12 protein-coding genes are annotated in these 18,516 nt (G+C 53.9%); 5 read left to right on the forward strand and 7 right to left on the reverse strand.

All coding sequences use genetic code 11. The annotated features are described in order from the left end of the window. Positions 1-125 precede the first annotated feature (125 nt). Together asnB and WKJ04_RS15695 are read left to right on the forward strand one after the other, a co-directional pair. The gene (asnB, locus tag WKJ04_RS15690) at positions 126-1,790 is read left to right on the forward strand and encodes an asparagine synthase B (RefSeq protein WP_337881273.1); all 1,665 of its coding nucleotides are present in this window, start codon (positions 126-128) and stop codon (positions 1,788-1,790) included. A 203-nt stretch (positions 1,791-1,993) separates the two neighbouring features. Beyond that, on the forward strand, positions 1,994-3,955 hold the full coding sequence (locus WKJ04_RS15695; RefSeq protein ID WP_337881274.1) for a hypothetical protein: 1,962 nt from the start codon (positions 1,994-1,996) through the stop codon (positions 3,953-3,955). Positions 3,956-3,987: 32 nt separating this feature from the next. Here WKJ04_RS15695 and WKJ04_RS15700 read toward each other — a convergent pair whose 3' ends face one another. The 4 genes from WKJ04_RS15700 to WKJ04_RS15715 form a co-directional block, all read right to left on the reverse strand. Further along, positions 3,988-8,535, reverse strand: coding sequence for an EAL domain-containing protein (locus WKJ04_RS15700; RefSeq protein ID WP_337881275.1), 4,548 nt, complete (start codon positions 8,533-8,535; stop codon positions 3,988-3,990). After that, a complete protein-coding gene (locus WKJ04_RS15705) occupies positions 8,535-8,906 on the reverse strand; it encodes an MmcQ/YjbR family DNA-binding protein (RefSeq protein WP_337881276.1) in 372 nt (123 codons plus the stop codon). The genes WKJ04_RS15700 and WKJ04_RS15705 overlap by 1 nt, the downstream gene beginning before the upstream one ends. 79 nt (positions 8,907-8,985) lie before the next feature. Beyond that, positions 8,986-11,007 (reverse strand): S9 family peptidase, encoded by a 2,022-nt coding sequence (locus WKJ04_RS15710; RefSeq protein ID WP_337881277.1) that lies wholly within the window; start codon positions 11,005-11,007, stop codon positions 8,986-8,988. Positions 11,008-11,064: 57 nt separating this feature from the next. Then, positions 11,065-12,588 (reverse strand): fumarate hydratase, encoded by a 1,524-nt coding sequence (locus tag WKJ04_RS15715; protein ID WP_337881278.1) that lies wholly within the window; start codon positions 12,586-12,588, stop codon positions 11,065-11,067. A gap of 170 nt (positions 12,589-12,758) precedes the next feature. Between WKJ04_RS15715 and pabB the strand changes: the two genes are divergently transcribed. The 3 genes from pabB (at position 12,759) to WKJ04_RS15730 (ending at position 16,205) form a co-directional block, all read left to right on the forward strand. Beyond that, positions 12,759-14,156, forward strand: a complete 1,398-nt coding sequence (pabB, locus tag WKJ04_RS15720; RefSeq protein ID WP_337881279.1) for an aminodeoxychorismate synthase component I — start codon at positions 12,759-12,761, stop codon at positions 14,154-14,156. After that, a complete protein-coding gene (locus WKJ04_RS15725; protein WP_337881280.1) occupies positions 14,156-14,719 on the forward strand; it encodes a CoA pyrophosphatase in 564 nt (187 codons plus the stop codon). The genes pabB and WKJ04_RS15725 overlap by 1 nt, the downstream gene beginning before the upstream one ends. 106 nt (positions 14,720-14,825) lie before the next feature. After that, positions 14,826-16,205, forward strand: coding sequence for an L-serine ammonia-lyase (locus tag WKJ04_RS15730; protein ID WP_337881281.1), 1,380 nt, complete (start codon positions 14,826-14,828; stop codon positions 16,203-16,205). Between the two features lie 389 nt (positions 16,206-16,594). On the opposite strand, the gene WKJ04_RS15735 is transcribed toward WKJ04_RS15730, so the two are convergent. The 3 genes from WKJ04_RS15735 to WKJ04_RS15745 form a co-directional block, all read right to left on the reverse strand. Then, entirely contained in the window at positions 16,595-16,897 is a 303-nt protein-coding gene (locus WKJ04_RS15735; RefSeq protein WP_337881282.1) for a type II toxin-antitoxin system RelE/ParE family toxin, read from the reverse strand. Then, complete coding sequence (locus WKJ04_RS15740; RefSeq protein ID WP_337881283.1) at positions 16,885-17,142, reverse strand: type II toxin-antitoxin system Phd/YefM family antitoxin; 258 nt, start codon at positions 17,140-17,142, stop codon at positions 16,885-16,887. The genes WKJ04_RS15735 and WKJ04_RS15740 overlap by 13 nt, the downstream gene beginning before the upstream one ends. Positions 17,143-17,274: 132 nt before the next feature. Beyond that, a complete protein-coding gene (locus WKJ04_RS15745; protein WP_337881284.1) occupies positions 17,275-18,285 on the reverse strand; it encodes a DUF4917 family protein in 1,011 nt (336 codons plus the stop codon). Positions 18,286-18,516 lie beyond the last annotated feature (231 nt).

The raw sequence follows: 18,516 nt of genomic DNA on the forward strand, positions 1-18,516 counted from the left end.
CGGTTTTGCCGAAAAAACCTCTTGCTTTTTCTGATGCAACTGGCAGAGTCAAAGGGTACGTATAGACGTACATACTGCCAAAACTAGTGAATTTTACATCGGATTGAATTAAACAAGAGGTTATCATGTGTTCGATATTTGGGGTGCTTGACATCAAGACGGATGTTAAAGCCTTGCGCCAACAGGCGCTACAGTTATCTAAGTTATTACGCCATCGTGGTCCGGACTGGTCCGGTGTATGGAACGACGACAATGCCATTTTAGTGCACGAGCGTCTGGCTATTGTAGATACTGAAAATGGCGCCCAGCCCCTGATTAATCCGAATCGAAATCACATTCTGGCAGTGAATGGTGAAATTTATAATCACAAGAATTTAGAGAAAAACCTGACCGTCGACTATCAGTTCCAGACCAAGTCGGACTGTGAGGTGATTCTGCCGTTGTACCTGCAGCATGGCAGCGACTTTATCGACCAGCTGCAGGGCATGTTTGCTTTTATTCTGTATGACGCTGAGCAGCAGCGTTATCTGGTGGCGCGTGACCATATCGGCATTATTCCGCTTTATTACGGTTATGACGAACATGGTCAGCTCTATGTGGCGTCTGAGCTCAAAGCCCTGGTGCCTGTCTGTAAACAAATGCAGGAATTCCCGCCAGGCCATTTTTTTGACAGCAAAGTGGGCAAACTGGTGAAGTACTACCAGCGTGACTGGATGAGCTATGACGCCGTCAAAGACAACCCGGCCAATTTGGCTGAGCTGAAAGCGGCGCTGGAGCACAGCGTGAAGAGCCACCTGATGTCCGACGTGCCTTATGGTGTGTTGCTGTCTGGTGGTCTGGATTCCAGCTTAATCTCCGCCATTACCCAGCAGTTTGCGCGTAACCGGGTCGAAGATGACGATCAGTCCGAAGCCTGGTGGCCACGGCTGCACTCTTTTGCGGTCGGCCTGCAGGGCTCACCGGATTTGGCGGCGGCCCGCAAAGTGGCAGATTCCATTGGCACAGTGCACCACGAAGTGCATTTTACCGTGCAGGAAGGCATAGATGCTTTGCGTGACGTGGTGTATTTCCTCGAGACTTACGATGTCACCACCATCCGGGCGTCCACCCCTATGTATCTGATGGCGCGTAAAATCAAAGCCATGGGCATTAAAATGGTGCTGTCCGGCGAAGGCTCGGATGAAATCTTCGGCGGTTACCTGTATTTCCACAAAGCGCCAAACGCCCAAGAGTTCCATGAAGAAACGCTGCGGAAGCTGGACCGTTTGCATATGTTCGACTGCAACCGCGCCAACAAAGCCATGTCGGCCTGGGGCATTGAAGCCCGGGTGCCTTTCCTCGACAAGCACTTTATGGACACCGCCATGCGCTTAAACCCGCAGGCCAAAATGTGCGGTGGCGGCAAAATGGAAAAACACATTCTGCGTGAAGCTTTTGAAGGCGCTTTGCCCAAAGAAATTTTATGGCGCCAGAAAGAGCAGTTCTCCGACGGCGTGGGCTACAGCTGGATTGACAGCTTAAAAGCCTATGCGGAAAAAGAAGTGACAGACCAGCAGATGGCCACCGCCAGCTTCCGCTTCCCGGTCAACACACCGGACACCAAAGAAGGGTACCTGTACCGCACCATTTTTGAAGAGCATTTCCCACACCCGGCCGCTATCGCTTGCGTTCCGGGCGGTAAGTCAGTCGCCTGCTCCACGCCTGAAGCCCTGGCCTGGGACGCTAAAATGGCCCAACTGACTGACCCGTCAGGCCGTGCTGTACGTGACGTGCACGAGCAGGGTTATTGAGCCTGGCTCAGCCAATCCCCAGCGGCCGCTTTTGCGGCCGTTGTTTTTTCCAGCACAAAATGCATATTGAGCGTTAAATTCGTTTTTTCATCGGGTTTGCACTGGCGAAAAGTCAGTACAGATCGTATGTTAAGCGCCAAATGACCCCCTGAGATTGGGCCTTTGAGTTTATGAAATGCTTTTCTGTTGTACTGGCAGTCGTGATGGCGTCAAGCCTGTGCCAGCACGCTGTTGCCGAAACCGCGCTGACCGGGCGCTGGATTAAAGATTTAGCCCAGCAACCTTTGCTGGACCCACAAACCTCCGGCCTGACCTTTCGCAAAGGTGAGCTGGTCGCTCTTGGCGATCAAAGCGCCGATGAAAGCACCCGGATGAAACTGTTCCGGCTCACCCCACAAACCGGCCAGGCGATCACAGCGCCAATCCCGATCACTGTGGCTGATTCGCTGAAATCCAGCTGTTTTTATCAGTACCTGAGTGAAAAACCGGATCTGGAAGCCCTGACCTGGGACCGCATTGATGAGACAACCCTGATCACTGTGACCGAAGATGCGTCCAACTACAGCCTGAGCCCGGACTGCAGCCGTAAGTTTGCCAAAACCAATTCCACGCTCTACCCCACGCTGCTGCTGAAAATTCAGGTGGACCCAGCGCTGACCCGCGCAGAGATTGTCGCAGTGCGGCCGGTGCAGTTTCCGCCTGAAGCCAAACTGGGCAATTTCCCCAATGACGGTGTGGAAGGCCTGGCGGTGGACAGCCATCTGAACCTGTACCTGGCGGTTGAGCAGGATATGGCGAATAAACCCCGTATTTTTAAAACCCGCTTAACCTCAGACTTTTGGGCCCGTGACAACCTGGTCAAAGTGATAGACGCCAATCTGACCATGCCACCGCTGGATGACGCTGACCACCCGATCAATGGCATTGAGTTTATTCCAAGCCCGCTGCAGGGCCATCCGGGGTATCTGGCCGCTGTGGCGCGGAATGACGACGAGCTTTGGGTGTTTGACCTGACCAACAGGGTACCGCCTTATGTACAGAAACTCAGTTTCTATGTCAGCACCGACGATTCAGGCCTGTGCCAGCCCTACGACAAGCTGGTGCAAACCGCCATCGAAGCCGTAACCTACGCAGATGGCACCCTGTATCTGGTCAACGACCCCTGGAAGCAGCATTACAGCGACAATATTCAATGTGGCACCCATGCCGACAAATTTAAGTCGATGTCCCCTTTGTTGTTCCAGCTGAACCTGGACCCACGCTGGTTCAGCCCGCTGCGTAACAAAATACAGAATGCATTGCCCGCCATCAGCGGTTTAGCCAGTCATGATGGCGTCAGCTATCTGGCGGTACAGGATAAAAAAATCCAGCGACCCGGCGACCGGCTGGTCAGTATTCAAGTGAGTGCCGATCAGTCCCCTGTGCATCAGCCGCTTTTTGTCACCAACTGGCCGGCCGGTCAGATGGCCAGCGATCTTGAAGCTTTGTGTGCTTTGCCTGGCCGGCCCGGTGAATACCTGGCCGCTGAAAGCGGCACCTGGCAAGGGGCTTTTGGCCGCCTGTTTCACCTGAAAGTGTTTCCGTCTTACGCTCAGGTGCTGGCGTTTTATGAGCTGCCGGTGGAGCGGGATAATAACCCACAGCTGGAAGGCGATAACTTTGAAGGCCTGGCGTGCAGCGCCAAAGCTGAACAAAAGTACCTGCTGATACTGGGCGAACGCGGCAGCGCTACAACCCCGGGGTTCCTGCAATGGGGAGAGCTGAATTTAGCCAGTTCAGCCCTGAGCTGGAACAGCCAGAAACTGCAGGTCACGGGGCCAACAGGGGTGGACAGCGCCGTCTACCCACGCAAAATTTCCGACCTGTTTTTACAAAACGATGTGCTCTGGGCCAGTGCAGTGGCCGATAACGGCGACAATGGTCCTTTTCATTCAGTCATTTACCCGCTGGCGCTGGTCAACCCGGCCCAGACGCAGCCTGTCAGCCTGATGGCACAACGCCCGGTGTTCTGGCGGCTGGACGGTCTGAAAGTGGAAGGCATGGCACTACCGGCACAAGGCCAGGAGCAAGCCGCACTCCTCATTGGTTCAGATGATGAAAACTACCAGGGCGTGATCCGGCCCCTACAAAAAACCAGCCTGAGCCCCTACGGGACAGTTCAGTAAGTCTTCGTTGTTTTATCACAGAACAGCCCGCTTTATGCGGGCTGTTCTGTGACTGTGGCAGACAATAAAGCGGCAAAGTCCTGGGCTGGAACGGGTTTACTGCAATAGTAGCCCTGGTAATAATCACAGCCCTGTCCCAGTAAAAACTCGACCTGACTGGCGCGTTCCACCCCTTCAGCCAGCGCTTTCAGCCCCATAATATGCGCCATGGAAATAATGGCACTGACAATGGCCCGGCTTTCCGGGTTAAATTCCACATCGTCCATAAAGCTCTTGTCGATTTTCAGCACGTCCAGCCGGTAACGCTGTAAGTAGGCAAAGGACGAATAACCGGTGCCAAAGTCGTCAATGGCCAGATTGACCCCCATCTGGTGCAATTCGGTCAACAGCACAGAGGCTTCCAGCTCTCTGTCCATAATGGCGCTTTCGGTCAGTTCCAGCTCCAGCCACTGTGCAGGGAAACCTGTCTGCTGCAGTATTTGGGCTGTGCGTTCGTGGATATTGCCCTGACTGAACTGATGAGACGACAAATTGACCGCAAGTTTTACCGGCGTCAACCCGGCGTCCAACCAGGCCGCCCCCTGACGGCAGGTTTCGGCCAGCACCCAGTCGCCGATAGGGCCAATCAGGCCTGTGTCTTCGGCAATTGGAATAAAACGCCCGGGCGGAATTAAGCCTTCCACCGGGTCCAGCCAGCGGATCAACGCTTCCGCGCCGACAATACGGCCAGATTTCAGCTCTACCTGAGGCTGGTAATAGACCCGGAACTGATTGGCTTTCAAAGCGCCACGCAGCCGTCCTTCCAGTGCAATGCGCTCTCTGGCATAAAGGGTTAAATCGTCTGAATAGTAAGCAAAACGGCCACGGCCCTGCTCTTTGGCACGGTACAGGGCGGCGTCGGCATGGCTGAGCAGCACGGCGCCATCTTCACCATGATCCGGAAAGACTGAGATACCAATGCTGGCACCAATACGAACCTCCACATCATTGCTCAACAACCAGGGCTGACTGAGCAACTGGATCAGTTCACTGGCGAAACGCGCGGCATCTTCCGCATGCTGCAACCGCTCCAGCAGAATAATAAACTCGTCGCCACCAAACCGGGCCACAGTGTCAGTGCTGCGCAGCCGCTGGCTTAAGGTGGTCGACACCAGCTTCAGCAATTCGTCCCCGCTTGGGTGGCCGAAACTGTCGTTAATGTATTTAAAGCGGTCCAGGTCCAGCATCAGCACGGCAAATTGCTGCTGGTCACGTTTAGCCTGCTGCACTGCATTCTGCAGCCTGGAATTCATCAGCAACCGGTTTGGCAAACCAGTCAGTACATCATGGTGGGCAAGAAACTCCAGTTCCTGCTCCGACGCCTTTAACTGGGTAATATCGGCAAATACGGCCACATAGTGGCTCAGCGTATTTTGCGGATCACGAATGGTGCTGATGCTGAGCAGCTCAGGATACACCTCGCCATTTTTACGGCGGTTCCAGACTTCGCCTTGCCAGTAGCCCCGTTCCTTCAGCTCCTGCCACATTTGCCGGTAAAAGGCTGCATCGTGTCGGCCAGAAGCAAAGATAGCCGGTGTCTGCCCCAACACTTCCTGTTCTTCATAACCCAACATCCGCAGCAATGACTGGTTCACCTGAATAATGCGGTTGTCCGAGTCGGTGATCATAATGCCTTCGCGGGTGCTCTGAAACACCGCGGCCGCCTGGCGCAACGAGGATTCAAAGCGCTGGCGTCTGACCGCATACCCCAAAGCTGACGCCAGCATTTTCAGCGCGTCCATTTCCACCGTATTCCACTGCCTGTTGGCCACTCCAGACTCTACGCCAAGAACCCCCCACCAGTGGCCGTCCAGCATCACCGGCAACAGCGCAATGGCCGTCACCCCCAGGTCACGCCACGGCTGCTGAACCGGCCCCGGCAGCTGCGCCACAGCACCTGCAACGCTGCGTCCGGCGCTCAGCTCTGCGACAAGGTAAGCACAGGCCTGACTGTCTTTTGTGCTCAGCTGTAAAGGGTTGAAGCAGTAACTGGTGTCTTGTTGCCATAACGCCAGTTGCTCACAGTGTTCAGAACTTTTGTTCTGGTACAGGTACATAGCGTCAGCGCCCAGGGTTTGCGCCATCGCCGGCAGGCTCTGCTGCAACAGACTCAGCCAGTCGCTGTGTTGCAATAAAGAAGCAGCCAAATCAGCCTGTTGCGCCATGATTTGTGCGCGCTGCTTTAACTCCTGACGGGTGCTGATACTCTGACTGATGTCTTCAATGGTCACCAGTGCTCCTTTGAGCACACCATCTTCCAGCAAAGGTTCTGCGTTGCTGCTGAGCCAGCGCAGCTCAGTACCGTTGTAAAAGCCCAACACGCGGTCTCGCACTGAGGCTCCGGTGCTCAGCACCTGACGGCTCGGCAGTAACCCAAGCGGAACCGCATTCCCCTCTTCATCAACAAAAATCCAGCGATCGCCCTGTTTGTTTTCCTCGATCAACTGCTGTTTACTGCGGGCCAGAATACGTTCCGCTGCTGGGTTACAGTCCAGCAGACAGGCTTGCTCGTCGTACAGAATTAACCCCTCTGACATGGTGTTAAATAAGGTTTGCAAGCGGTTGACCGTGGCTTGCTGCTGTTGCCTGCTGTGCACCAGCTCTGTCAGATCCAGCATGGCGCCAAGCACCAGTTGCTGGCCATCACGCCCGGCAGGCAACAACCGCAAATCATCCCGAATGTATTTCAGCGAACCGTCGGCGGCATAAAAGCGGTATTCGTGGCTGTAGTACCCCTTTTCCATGGTTTGCTGCAAGGCCAGGGTTGCCCTCCCCAGGTCGTCCGGGTGGACCTGCTGCTCCCACCAGCCCGGTACCAGACACAAGCCAGGTTCAAAACCCAGCACCCGGCTGACATTGGCACTGACCCAGGTGGTGCTGCAGTGTTGACCGTCCAGTTCTATCCGGTGCAGGACAGCAGAGCTGGCATTGAGAATGCTGTCGAGCTGCTGCGCACTGTGTTGCAGCTGCTGATTGCTTTGGGTCAGGTCGGCATAGAGCTGGCGTTTTTCGGTCACATCATCAAAACTGGCGAGGATCCAGTCCTGTTGCGCTTTCCCTTGCTGCTTTTGGATCATCAGCCGGATCACCCGTAAACGGCCCGATTTGTGTTTCAGGGACAAATCCAGCGTCAGGGGCTGCCCCTCCCGCAACTGGTCCATAGGTAAATTGGCCAGTTGGTTTTCCGCAAGCAAATCCCATAACGACAACTGCAGCAGCTCGTCCTGCGAATACCCCAGGATCTCAGCCAGTCGCTGGTTCACCTGTAAAAAAGGCTGATGAATACGGTGCAGCACGGCCATGCCCAAAAATGGCAAATCGAAAAAAGCCCGCACTTGTTTGTCCTGCATCTGCTGACGGTTTTGCAGCTCCAGATAATGGTTTTGCATCAGCTCACGCCAGTAAAACAACACGAGCAGGAGCAGCACCAATAACAAACTGCCAGCCACCAGGGCCAGCCACAATAACAGGGTGTCAATGGGGGCCAGCACTTCGGCCGTATCCACCTTGGTCACCAGCATCCAGTCGGTGTTCGCCACGGGAGCATAAGCGCCAAGCACTGCGGCCCCCCGGTAGTCGCTGATTTCAGCAGCACCAGGCTGACGCTGACGCAAGGCTTTGGCGGTCAATATTTCTTCGTTCAGGTCAAACTGCCTCTCCTGTCCGGCTTTTGCATGCCGCAACGGGTTCAGAAACTGCACCTGTGCATCCTGTTTTTTGACCAGCAGCACTTCTGCTGTCGGGCTGCTGACCGGCCAGGTCTGCAGCACAGGAAACAAAAACTGACTGGCGTCGGCCTGCAATTCCAGCCGATACAATTGCTGATCCGCCGCCAGTTGCAAACGCCAGTTCAGGCTACAAAACTCCTGTAGTTCTGCGCTGAAACAATGAAAGACCGGCTGCGGACCTGACCAGTTGATCCCATGAAAACCAGGATGCACCTGCCCTACTTCAAGCAGCAATTGCTGGTTGTGGTTGTACAGACGGATGGCGCTGAAGGCATGGCTGGCAATCAGACTACTCAGGCGTAATCTCAGGTTATGGCGGGCTTCTTCACTGCGCTCTGACGCACTCAGCTGCTGACGAAAACCGTTGTCTTTGGCCACACCACTGATGTCATAGCGCCGTTCCGCCAGCCACTGTTCCAGCTGTTGTTTTTTAATTTCGTTGATGGTGTGTAAATCGGCATAAGCACGGGATTTCAACTGACTGGAATACATCATTTTGGTCACCACAGTCAGGCCGGGCAACGCCAGGATAAAGGCCAGCACCACTGCCAGCAGACGCCACTGCTTCATCCGGGTATTCACCGGATTGTCGTAAAACTGTTGTTTGCGCCAGCTGGTCAGCAGCAGGTACAGCAAAGTACCGCTTAAAGCGACATAAGCAGAACCTTTCAGGGTACTGAGCACAGACACCAGCCAGGGGTCCGTCACCATCAGGTGCAATACCCGGTCAGAACCAAAAATCCACAGCAACGAAAACAGGCTGTACAGAATCACAATACGTATGGCAGTCAGTGGAAAAGCGGTTTTCGTCATCAGAGGCGTTCACTGGCTTGCAGCGCCAGCGCCTTTTGTTGCAGTCGTGGCAGTTTCGCCACCACCTGTTGCCAGGAATGCTCAATCTGGCGTTGCAGTTCACCAGCGGGTACAGACCCATCCAGCACCACAGTATTCCAGTGTTTTTTATTCATATGGTAGCCAGGGCGCACCGCACTGAACAGGTCGCGCAGCGCCTGTGCCTGGTCCGGGTCGCATTTGAGGTTGATGCTGCACTGTGTTTTGTCGGCAAATAAAATAGCAAACACCTTGCCTTTCACTTTGTAGACATAGAGATCCGGTCCAAAAGGAAAATCCAGCTCAGCCCCGGTTTGTAACTGACAGTGCTGTTGCGCCTGCAGAAAATCCATGCAGCTCCCATCAAATCAAGTGTGTTTAATGCAAAAGGCTGCCCAGGGCAGCCTTTGTCCTGTCGTCGCTTATCCCGCGTTATTTGGCTGTCTGTAACTTCATCCAGCTGAAAATTTCGTTGTACCAGCGCTCGGCATTTTGCGGTTTTAAGATCCAGTGGTTTTCATCCGGGAAAATCACCAATTTCGACTCAATACCTTTGCGTTGCAGTGTGGTAAAGGCCCCCAAGCCCTGCGCATAAGGCACACGGTAATCTTTTAAGCCATGGATCACCAGCATAGGTGTTTTCCAGTTCTCGGTAAAAGCGGCCGGATTAAATTTATGGTAGTCGGCTTCTTTGGTCCAGACCATACCGCCCATGTCATGCTCTGGGAACCACAACTCTTCGGTACTGCCGTAAAAACTTGGCATATCAAACAAACCGGCATGATTGACCAGGCACTTAAAGCCGTCCGGCCAGTTGCCGGCAATCCAGTTCATCATAAAGCCGCCATAAGAGGCCCCCAATGCACAGGCGTTGTTTTTATCCAGCCAGGTCTCTTTTTCGGTGATATAAGCCAGGCCTTTTTGTAAATCAACCAAAGGTTTCCCCCCCCAATCCCGCGCGATAGAGTCGGTAAAGGCCTGACCATAACCTGTAGAGCCATGGAAGTCGATCATCACCACCCCATAGCCCTGTGCCGCCCACAGCTGGGCATTCCAGCGGTAGTTAAACATATTGCCAAAGCTGCCCTGCGGGCCACCATGCACAATAAAGGCGATGGGGTATTGCTGGCCGGCTTTGAAATTCCAGGGTTTCATCCAGTAGCCAAACACGGTTTCGTCATTGGCCCCGGGGAAGCTGAACTGGGCAAACTCGGCCAGCTGAACGTCTTTCAGGTTGTCGGCATTCACGTTGGTCAGTGCTTTGGGCATGCCGGTTTCAGTGGCCAGCTCGTAAATGTCTGTCGGTTTGTTCAGGCTATGGTTGGTAAATATCAGCTTGTTTTTCAGCACATTCAAATCGCCTGCTGTGCCGTCGGCATAAACTTTGGCAATATCACCAAACTGAGTATTAATGGCAAAAATACCGTGCTGGCCTGTGTCCTGTGCTGTGACATAAATAGTGCGGCTGTCCGGCCCAAAGGCGAAATCACTGACAGAGCGGTCCCATTCAGACGCCAGCTCCTTGCGCTCCCCTGTCACCATATCCAGCAGGATCAGGCCAAAGCGGTCGGCTTCATACACCGGCTTTTTCATTGCCAGATAGGCCATATAACGGCCATCGCCGGAGAACTTCGGGCTGGCATCCCAGGCGGCGTTTTCACGGGTTAAGTTGACCTTTTCGCCGCCATTGACCGACACCTGAAAAATATCAAAGTTGGTATGCCAGGCCTGATCGACCCCAGGAATTTTGGCGCTGAACACCAGGTTTTTACCGTCTGGCGTAAAAGCCACCTGGTCAATACCGGCGATATCGGTATTCCACTCCGGTATCAGGTTTTTCGCTTCAGTGACCTTGTCCTGCCCGATACGGGCTATATAAAGCTGACTGCGAAAACCGTCGCTCCAGGTGTCCCAATGCCGCACCATCAGCTGGTCAAACACCATGGCACTGTCTTTTTGACCGGCTTTCACCTGTTTGGCTTCCACTGTACAGGCCACAGTGTCACAACCTGGTTTACTGGCCAGCTGCAGTGCCAGATAGTTTTCGTCACCGGACAACACAAAACCATCCACATCCAATGGTAACTCGGTGATTTGCCGGGCTTCCCCACCGGTTAACGGCAGACGCCAGATTTGCGCTGAACCGCTGCGCCCTGCGATAAAATACAAGGCGTCAGAATTTTTTGACCACTGCACATGGTGTTCACGGTCATCGTTATAGGTCAGACGGCTGACTTTATTGCCTTGCTGCAGGTCCATCAGGTACAAATCAGCACTGGTATCGGCTGGGTTTAAACCGCCGTTTTTCTGGCCGTACACCAGGTATCGGCCGTCAGGCGACACATGCACGTCGTATAACTTGTTGAATTTATTTAAGTGTTCAATGGTCAGTGGTGACTTGGCAACAGCTGCAGTGCTCATCAGAGCTAAAGCAACCAAAGATAAGGCTTTCATACAGTCTCCTGAAAAAACGCCCTGAAGATCAGGGCGTTTTCGATGTAATTATAAGATTCAGGCGCTTGGCTCAAGCTCGGCAATCTTCACTTTCCAGATTGCAGGTCCTTGTTTATGCACGTTATTTCCGTTGCTGTCAACAGCCACAGTCACAGGCATGTCTTCCACTTCAAACTCGTAAATGGCTTCCATTCCCAAATCTTCAAACGCGACCACACGGGCTTTTTTAATAGCTTTGGACACCAGATAGGCTGCACCACCCACCGCCATCAGGTACACCGCCTTGTGCTCTTTGATGCTGTCCACCGTTTTATCACCACGCTCCGATTTACCAATCATGCCAAGTAAGCCGGTCTGGCTCAGCATCATGTCGGTAAATTTATCCATCCGCGTGGCTGTGGTCGGACCGGCTGGGCCCACCACTTCATCCCCTACGGCGTCCACCGGGCCTACGTAATAAATGAATTTGTTTTTAAAGTCGACACCAGCCGGTAAGCCTTCGCCTTTGGCCAGCATATCGGCAATACGTTTGTGCGCCGCATCACGGCCGGTCAGCATTTTGCCCGACAGCAGCACAGTTTCACCGGCTTTCCAGTCCAGTACCTGCTCTGGTGTCACAGTGTCCAGGTTAACCCGGCGCACATTGGTGCCAAGCTCCCAGGTTACCTGCGGCCAGTCTTCCAGCTTGGGGGGTGTTAACTGGGCCGGGCCTGACCCATCGAGGTGGAAATGCACATGGCGGGTGGCCGCACAGTTCGGGATCATCACCACCGGCTTGGACGCGGCGTGGGTGGCGACAGATTTAATTTTGACATCGACCACTGTGGTTAAACCGCCCAGACCCTGGGCACCAATGCCCAGTTTGTTGACTTTGTCGTACAGTTCCAGACGCAGTTTTTCGTCGGCCGTTTCAGCGCCTTTTTCCAGCAGATCCTGAATATCCACCGGTTCCATCAGGGCTTCTTTGGCCAGTACAGCCGCCTTTTCGGCGGTGCCACCAATGCCAATCCCCAGCATACCCGGCGGGCACCAGCCCGCCCCCATTTTCGGCAGGGTTTCCAGCACCCACTCCACCACAGAGTCGGACGGGTTCAGCATCACCATTTTGGTTTTGTTTTCACTGCCACCGCCTTTGGCGGCAATCATCACTTCCACATGGTGGCCTGCCACCATATCAATGTGCACCACGGATGGCGTGTTGTCTTTGGTGTTTTTCCGGCTCCCGGCAGGGTCAGCCACAATAGAAGCGCGCAGCGGGTTGTGTGGGTTCAGGTAAGCACGACGGGTACCTTCGTCCACCATTTGCTGCACTGTCATGTCGGTTTTGTCCCAGCGCACATCCATACCGATTTTGACGAAACAGGTGACAATGCCGGTGTCCTGACAGATAGGTCGGTTGCCTTCGGCCGACATGCGTGAGTTGATCAGAATTTGGGCTATTGCATCTTTGGCCGCCTGGTTCTGCTCTTTGTGGTAGGCCTTTTCCAACGCCTGTACAAAATCCAGCGGGTGATAATAAGAGATGTACTGCAACGCATCTTCGATGCTGTCGATAAAGTCTTGCTGGCGAATTACCGTCATGTTGTGCCCTTTTCTGTCAGGTTCAGACGACGCTTCAGCCCCTGCACAGGCGGAAGCGTCGGGATTAACTAATAGTGGTCAGGCTGTTATGATACCGCGCAACCGATCCAGCGGCTAGTCGACCCAGGTCGTTTTGCTGGAAATTGACGATTGATGAAGATGAGTTCCGCATGGCCACTGCCCTGTTATTACCCGAGTCGCCCCAGGATTTAACCCGCTATTTTGCCGCTGTGGCCGGTCAGCCCTGGGCGCTGTTGTTCGACTCCGCCGCCGCCGCCCATATCAACAGCCGCTACCATATTCTGCTGGCACAACCTGTTGCCACCCTGACCTGCAGCGACGGCGAGCTGACTTTACGCCAAAACGGCGAAGTGAGCTCATTTCGTGCCGACCCTTTTGCGACGCTGCAGCAATTGCATCAGGACTATTTTCCTGCGCCACAAACCACGCTGGCGCTGCCTTTTGCCGGGGGACTGGCGGGCTTTTTTGGTTATGAACTGGGCCAGTTGCTGGAACCTGTGCCCGCCGTGGCGGAACCTGCCCGTGCCCTGCCCGATTTAGCGGTTGGGGTCTATCTGTGGGCTTTGGTGCTGGACCAGCAACAGGGCGAGCTTTGGTATGTGGATGCCACAGGCGACGCCAGCCACAGCTGGCCAGCACGCAAAGCGCTGTTTAACAGCCCCCCTGAGGCGGCACCATTTTCATTGTGCAGCGACTGGACGGCCAATATGGATGCACAGCAGTACCACGAAAAATTCGACAAAGTGCAGCAGTACCTGAAAAGCGGCGACTGTTACCAGATTAACCTGGCGCAGCGGTTTTCGGCCCGTTACCAGGGCGATGAATGGCAGGCTTACCTGAAATTACGTGCCAAAAACGGCGCGCCTTTTTCTGCGTTTATGCGCCTGCCACAAGGGTGTGTGCTGTCGCTCTCACCTGAACGTTTTATTGAAGTGAAACAAGGCCGGGTGGAGACCAAACCTATTAAAGGCACGTTGCCCCGCAGCAGCGACCCGGCGCAGGATGCCGCCAATGCAGCAGAGCTGCAGCGGTCAGAAAAAAACCGCGCCGAAAACGTGATGATTGTCGATTTGCTGCGTAACGATTTAGGCAAACACTGTGTGCCGGGTTCGGTGAAAGTGCCCTCCCTGTTTGCCATTGAATCCTTTCCGGCCGTGCACCATCTGGTCAGTACGGTGACGGGCCAGCTCACCCCCAACGCTGACGCCTTTGACTTGCTGCGGGGCGCTTTTCCGGGGGGCTCTATTACCGGTGCGCCCAAAGTACGGGCCATGCAGATTATTGCCGAGCTGGAGCCTCAGCCCCGTTCTGTGTATTGCGGCGCTATCGGCTATATCAACCAGAATGGCGATATGGACAGCAATATCGCCATACGCACCCTGGTGCTGGCTGAAGGTGAAGCTTTGTGCTGGGCCGGTGGTGGCCTGGTGGCTGATTCAGAGGCTGACAGTGAATACCAGGAAACCTTTGATAAAGTGCAGCGCATCTTGCCGGTATTAGCAGAACCTGTGCTGGCCGACGGCGAACCAGCAGGCCCCGAAAACTGATGCAATGGCCGCAGTTTTACCCCCGCTTTTTACTGCAGCTGCCGGTGCCACACCAGCGCTTGTTGCCAGCCCAGGCCAGAGCGTCAGCTGTGTTGGTACTGCTGCGTGAAGGCGCACAAGGCCTGGAAGTGTTGCTGACAGAGCGGGCCGCCCATTTAAAGCATCACCCTGGCCAAATCAGTTTTCCGGGGGGCCGTATTGAAGAGGGCGAAAGCAGCTGGCAGGCGGCGCTGCGGGAAGCTTTTGAAGAAACCGGTGTGCTTGAACGCAATATCAAGGCGCTGGGCCAGTTGCCAGACTACGTGACAGGCACCGGCTTTTTTATTTCACCTCACCTGGCTTTGCTGACCAAAGAGCAGCCGCTGGTGCTGCAGGCGGATGAAGTGGCATCGGCCTTCTGGCTGCCTCTGGCCCTGCTGGCGGCGCCGGGTGCTTTGTATTCCGAGCTGCGCCAGTTTGGCCCTGTGTTGCACCGGCTGTACTTTTTTCCGTACCGGCAAAAGCTGATTTGGGGCGCCACAGCCGCTGTGCTGGTGAATCTGCTTGAACAAACCGCTGCATAACGCTGGCCTGTTGCTGTAATAAGCGCCGACCAGTTACAAAGCGGGTTACAGTGTGATTGGCTTTGGTTAGAATAGCCGCCAGTCAGAGGTCACACGAAGTATAACTATGATCATCAGCGCATTTGACATGTTCAGTATCGGCATAGGCCCGTCCAGTTCACACACCGTAGGCCCTATGCGTGCCGCCAAAAAATTCTGTGAAGAGTTACGCGCACAAGGTTTGTTTGACCGGGTGACTCAGGTGAAAGTGGAGCTGTTTGGATCCTTAGGCCAGACCGGCATAGGCCACGGCACCGGCAAAGCGGTGATTCTGGGGTTGTCGGGCTATCTGCCAGAAAGCATTGAACCCGACGCCGTACCCGGCCTGTTAAAACAGGTAGAAAGCAGCGAAAGCATTGTGCTGGACCAGCAGCGGTCTGTGCAGTTTCCGCGTGAAGGCGCCATTATTTTCCACCGCCGCAAAACCTTAAAAGAGCATTCCAACGGCATGGAGCTGATTGCGTACGAAGGCAATGAGGTGCTGCTGAGCGAAATTTATTTTTCCATTGGCGGTGGTTTTATTGTCAAAGCCGAAGATTTCGCCCAGGAAAAAGAAGCCGCCAGCCAGTTTGCGGCCAACAATCCGCCACCTTTCCCATTTAACAGCGGTGCAGAGCTGCTGAAGTTGTGCAAAGACAACGGTTTGTCCATTGCCGGTTTGATGATGGAAAACGAAAAAGTGCTGCGAAGCGAGGAGCAAATTCGCACTGAGCTGGGCGCCATCTGGCAAACCATGGTGAGCTGCATTAACCGCGGTATGCGCACTGAAGGCATTTTACCCGGTGGTTTAAAAGTAAAACGCCGCGCCCCGGCGCTGTATAAACGTTTAGCGGCCGAAAAAAGCGCCGACCCACTGCAGGTAATGGACTGGGTAAACCTGTTTGCGCTGGCGGTGAACGAAGAAAACGCCGCCGGTGGCCGGGTGGTGACAGCACCGACCAATGGCGCTGCCGGTATTATTCCGGCTGTGCTGATGTACTACGACAAGTTTATTCAGCCAGTGACGCCGGAAATTTACAGCCGTTACCTGCTGACCGCCGCCGCCATTGGCATTTTGTATAAGAAAAATGCCTCTATTTCGGGCGCTGAAGTGGGCTGCCAGGGCGAAGTGGGCGTGGCCTGTTCTATGGCGGCCGGTGCGCTGACCGAGATTTTGGGTGGCAGCGTGGACAATGTAGAAAACGCCGCTGAAATTGGCATGGAACACAACCTGGGCCTGACCTGTGACCCGGTCGGCGGCCTGGTGCAGGTGCCTTGTATTGAGCGGAATGCCATGGGTGCCGTGAAGGCCATTAACGCCTCCCGCCTGGCCCTTCGCGGCACAGGCGAGCACAAGGTGTCGTTGGATAAAGTGATCAAAACCATGTGGGACACAGGCCGCGATATGCAGAGCAAATACAAAGAAACCTCACGCGGCGGCCTGGCGGTGAATATTATCGAGTGTTAAACCCAGCCAGGTTCTGAATTGTAGAGGCGCAGTTTACTGCGCCTTTTTTATTTGGCAGACATCAGTCAGTTTGTAGGGGTGTACCTTGGTGCGCCCTTTTTATTGGCCAACACCTCACAGATCGCAGCGGCGTAGTTTACAGCGCTCTTTTTATGATTCGATGTTTCACGGATGAAGGTTGTTTTGTAGCGGCGTAGCTGCTGCGCCCTTGTTGTGGGTTTGGTTTACCTCACTCAGTAGATGGCAAGGCGACCCGGACAGGGGTAACTACTGCGTTCGCCCTTTCGCGCTTGGCTCTATTGGGTTGGGGCCCACTTTTGATCGCTCACTCCGCAGTCCTCCCCGCCCGGCTTGGTGGTTAACTCAACCATTCCCCCCGAGCGACGTTGTTAGCGGTTCCCAAGCATAAACGCACGAAGCTGCCGCTCCTCTCGCATCACATAAAGGACGAGAACCCGCTGCTTATCCTCACGGTAAAAAATGCGACAGGGTGGAACCACCAGCTCCCGGTAAACCGAATCAGGTAACTCAGGAGGAATGCGCCCGGATTGAGGGAAGTGTTCCAAACGCCCGGTCTTATCAAACACGTCCTTGACCAGACCGCTTGCAGCAGCAGGATTATCCAAAGCAATGTAGTCAGCTATGGCATCCAGTTCTTGCAGGGCTGGCTCTGTCCATATTACTTCAGCCATTTAGCCATTTTCTCTTTGGCTTCACTTTGGCTATAGGTTCTTCCCTCCAGTACAGCACGCTCTCCCCGGGCAAGCCCCTCAAGCAATTCAAGCCGACGCTGCATAAACTCATAATCCTGCACATCAACAAGGTATGCCGATGGTTGGCCATGCTCAGTAATCAGTACGGGCTCTTTCGACAGATGCAGATCGGCCAGAATCTTTGTCGCCTGGCGCTTAAGGTTCGTCACTAGCTCAACTTTCATGGATTCACCCTGTTCCAAATCACAAGTGACACTATAGTATCACTTTGGGGCAGAATACGCATCCAGCTAACGGTTGAGCTCAGGCCGCGGCCCGTCGGGGCAGTCGCGCCTGCAGCGAATTGTTAGCGCACATCAGCCCCATACCTTTGCTGATTCAGCAGCATAGAAGGCTACTTCAAGCCCGCCGTACTTTCTAGCAGTAGCCATGCGATTTGCCCTTTCAATGATCTCTTTGTTTTGAGTGGAGTTAGGATCACCAAATATTGATACGTATATCTTCTTGAGCTTTCCGTTCTCTATACGCTTTAGAAAGTGCTCATCATTTGCAGCCAATGAGTGGCCGTAAATGAACAAGCATCCGCCTATCTCGCAAAAACTCCTGTAACCTTTTGCCAGATAATCGTTGTGCTTGATCTTTGCGTACTTCTCCCTGCTTGTACCTTCAGACACAAATATAGGGTAGTAGTCTTTGTTAAGTGCCTCCCGGATCTGATCAATAAGCCGCACCCCAGTGTTAATCCATGTATATTTTTGAGTTTCTGAGCCGGCATCAAACAAATGCAAAGCACCGTGAAGAAACCACATTGTTTGGGTCTTACTGTTCCAAGGCTCCCATGTAACGTAGGTAGCTTCGAAATCGTCTTCTGGCTTCCTAAAGCCGTCATCCGAGTTCGGATCCTCTCCGTCCTGGGTGTGCATCTGCGCCCAATAAAGGAGTAGATCGTAATTTAGCGTGTAGACGGTTTTGAAGTTTCCGATGAACTCTCTACATGCCGTGTATTCATGCTCGAATATTTCGCCGGGCCACGCAGGATGGCAAGCAGCGATTGTTTGAACTAGGAGTTCACGCAGGCCATCTGCATCTTTCTGGAGTTGTTCGATAAGTGTCGTGTCCGTGCCACGATAGACCCGTATGATTTCTTTTGTATCTCTGAGCGCCTTGATTACTCGCTCAAAATCTTGCGTAGACAGCGCCTCAAAAGCCTTCTTGACGTACGGTGACAACTCTGAGAAGTCAGCCTTCTCATATAGTTTTCCGTACAGGAAGATATTCGGTCGGCACGCGATGCTAAAGCCATTGCCCAGCAAGGCATGTCTTGTCTTGAATTGCTCGGAATCTTTTAGAGCTTGTTGAAATGTCATCATGTTCATAAATGGGCGCTAACGATTAAGCTAACGGACAGACAAAAGCGCAGCTTTTGGCTGTCCAGCGAACTGAGTGAGCGGCAGTTGAGCGCATTTTTAGCCGGCTCACTTCGGGTTTCCGTTTGCATCAGTGACGGTAATGGATGCGCTGATGCTGAGCTTTATTGGGCCGCCAGAGAGTGTAAAAAAATCTGTGTAAGTGGCATTCTACCTATGTATTTGAAAGGA

The sequence above is a fragment of the Rheinheimera sp. genome, assembly GCF_037442345.1.
Classification (GTDB): Bacteria; Pseudomonadota; Gammaproteobacteria; order Enterobacterales; family Alteromonadaceae; genus Pararheinheimera.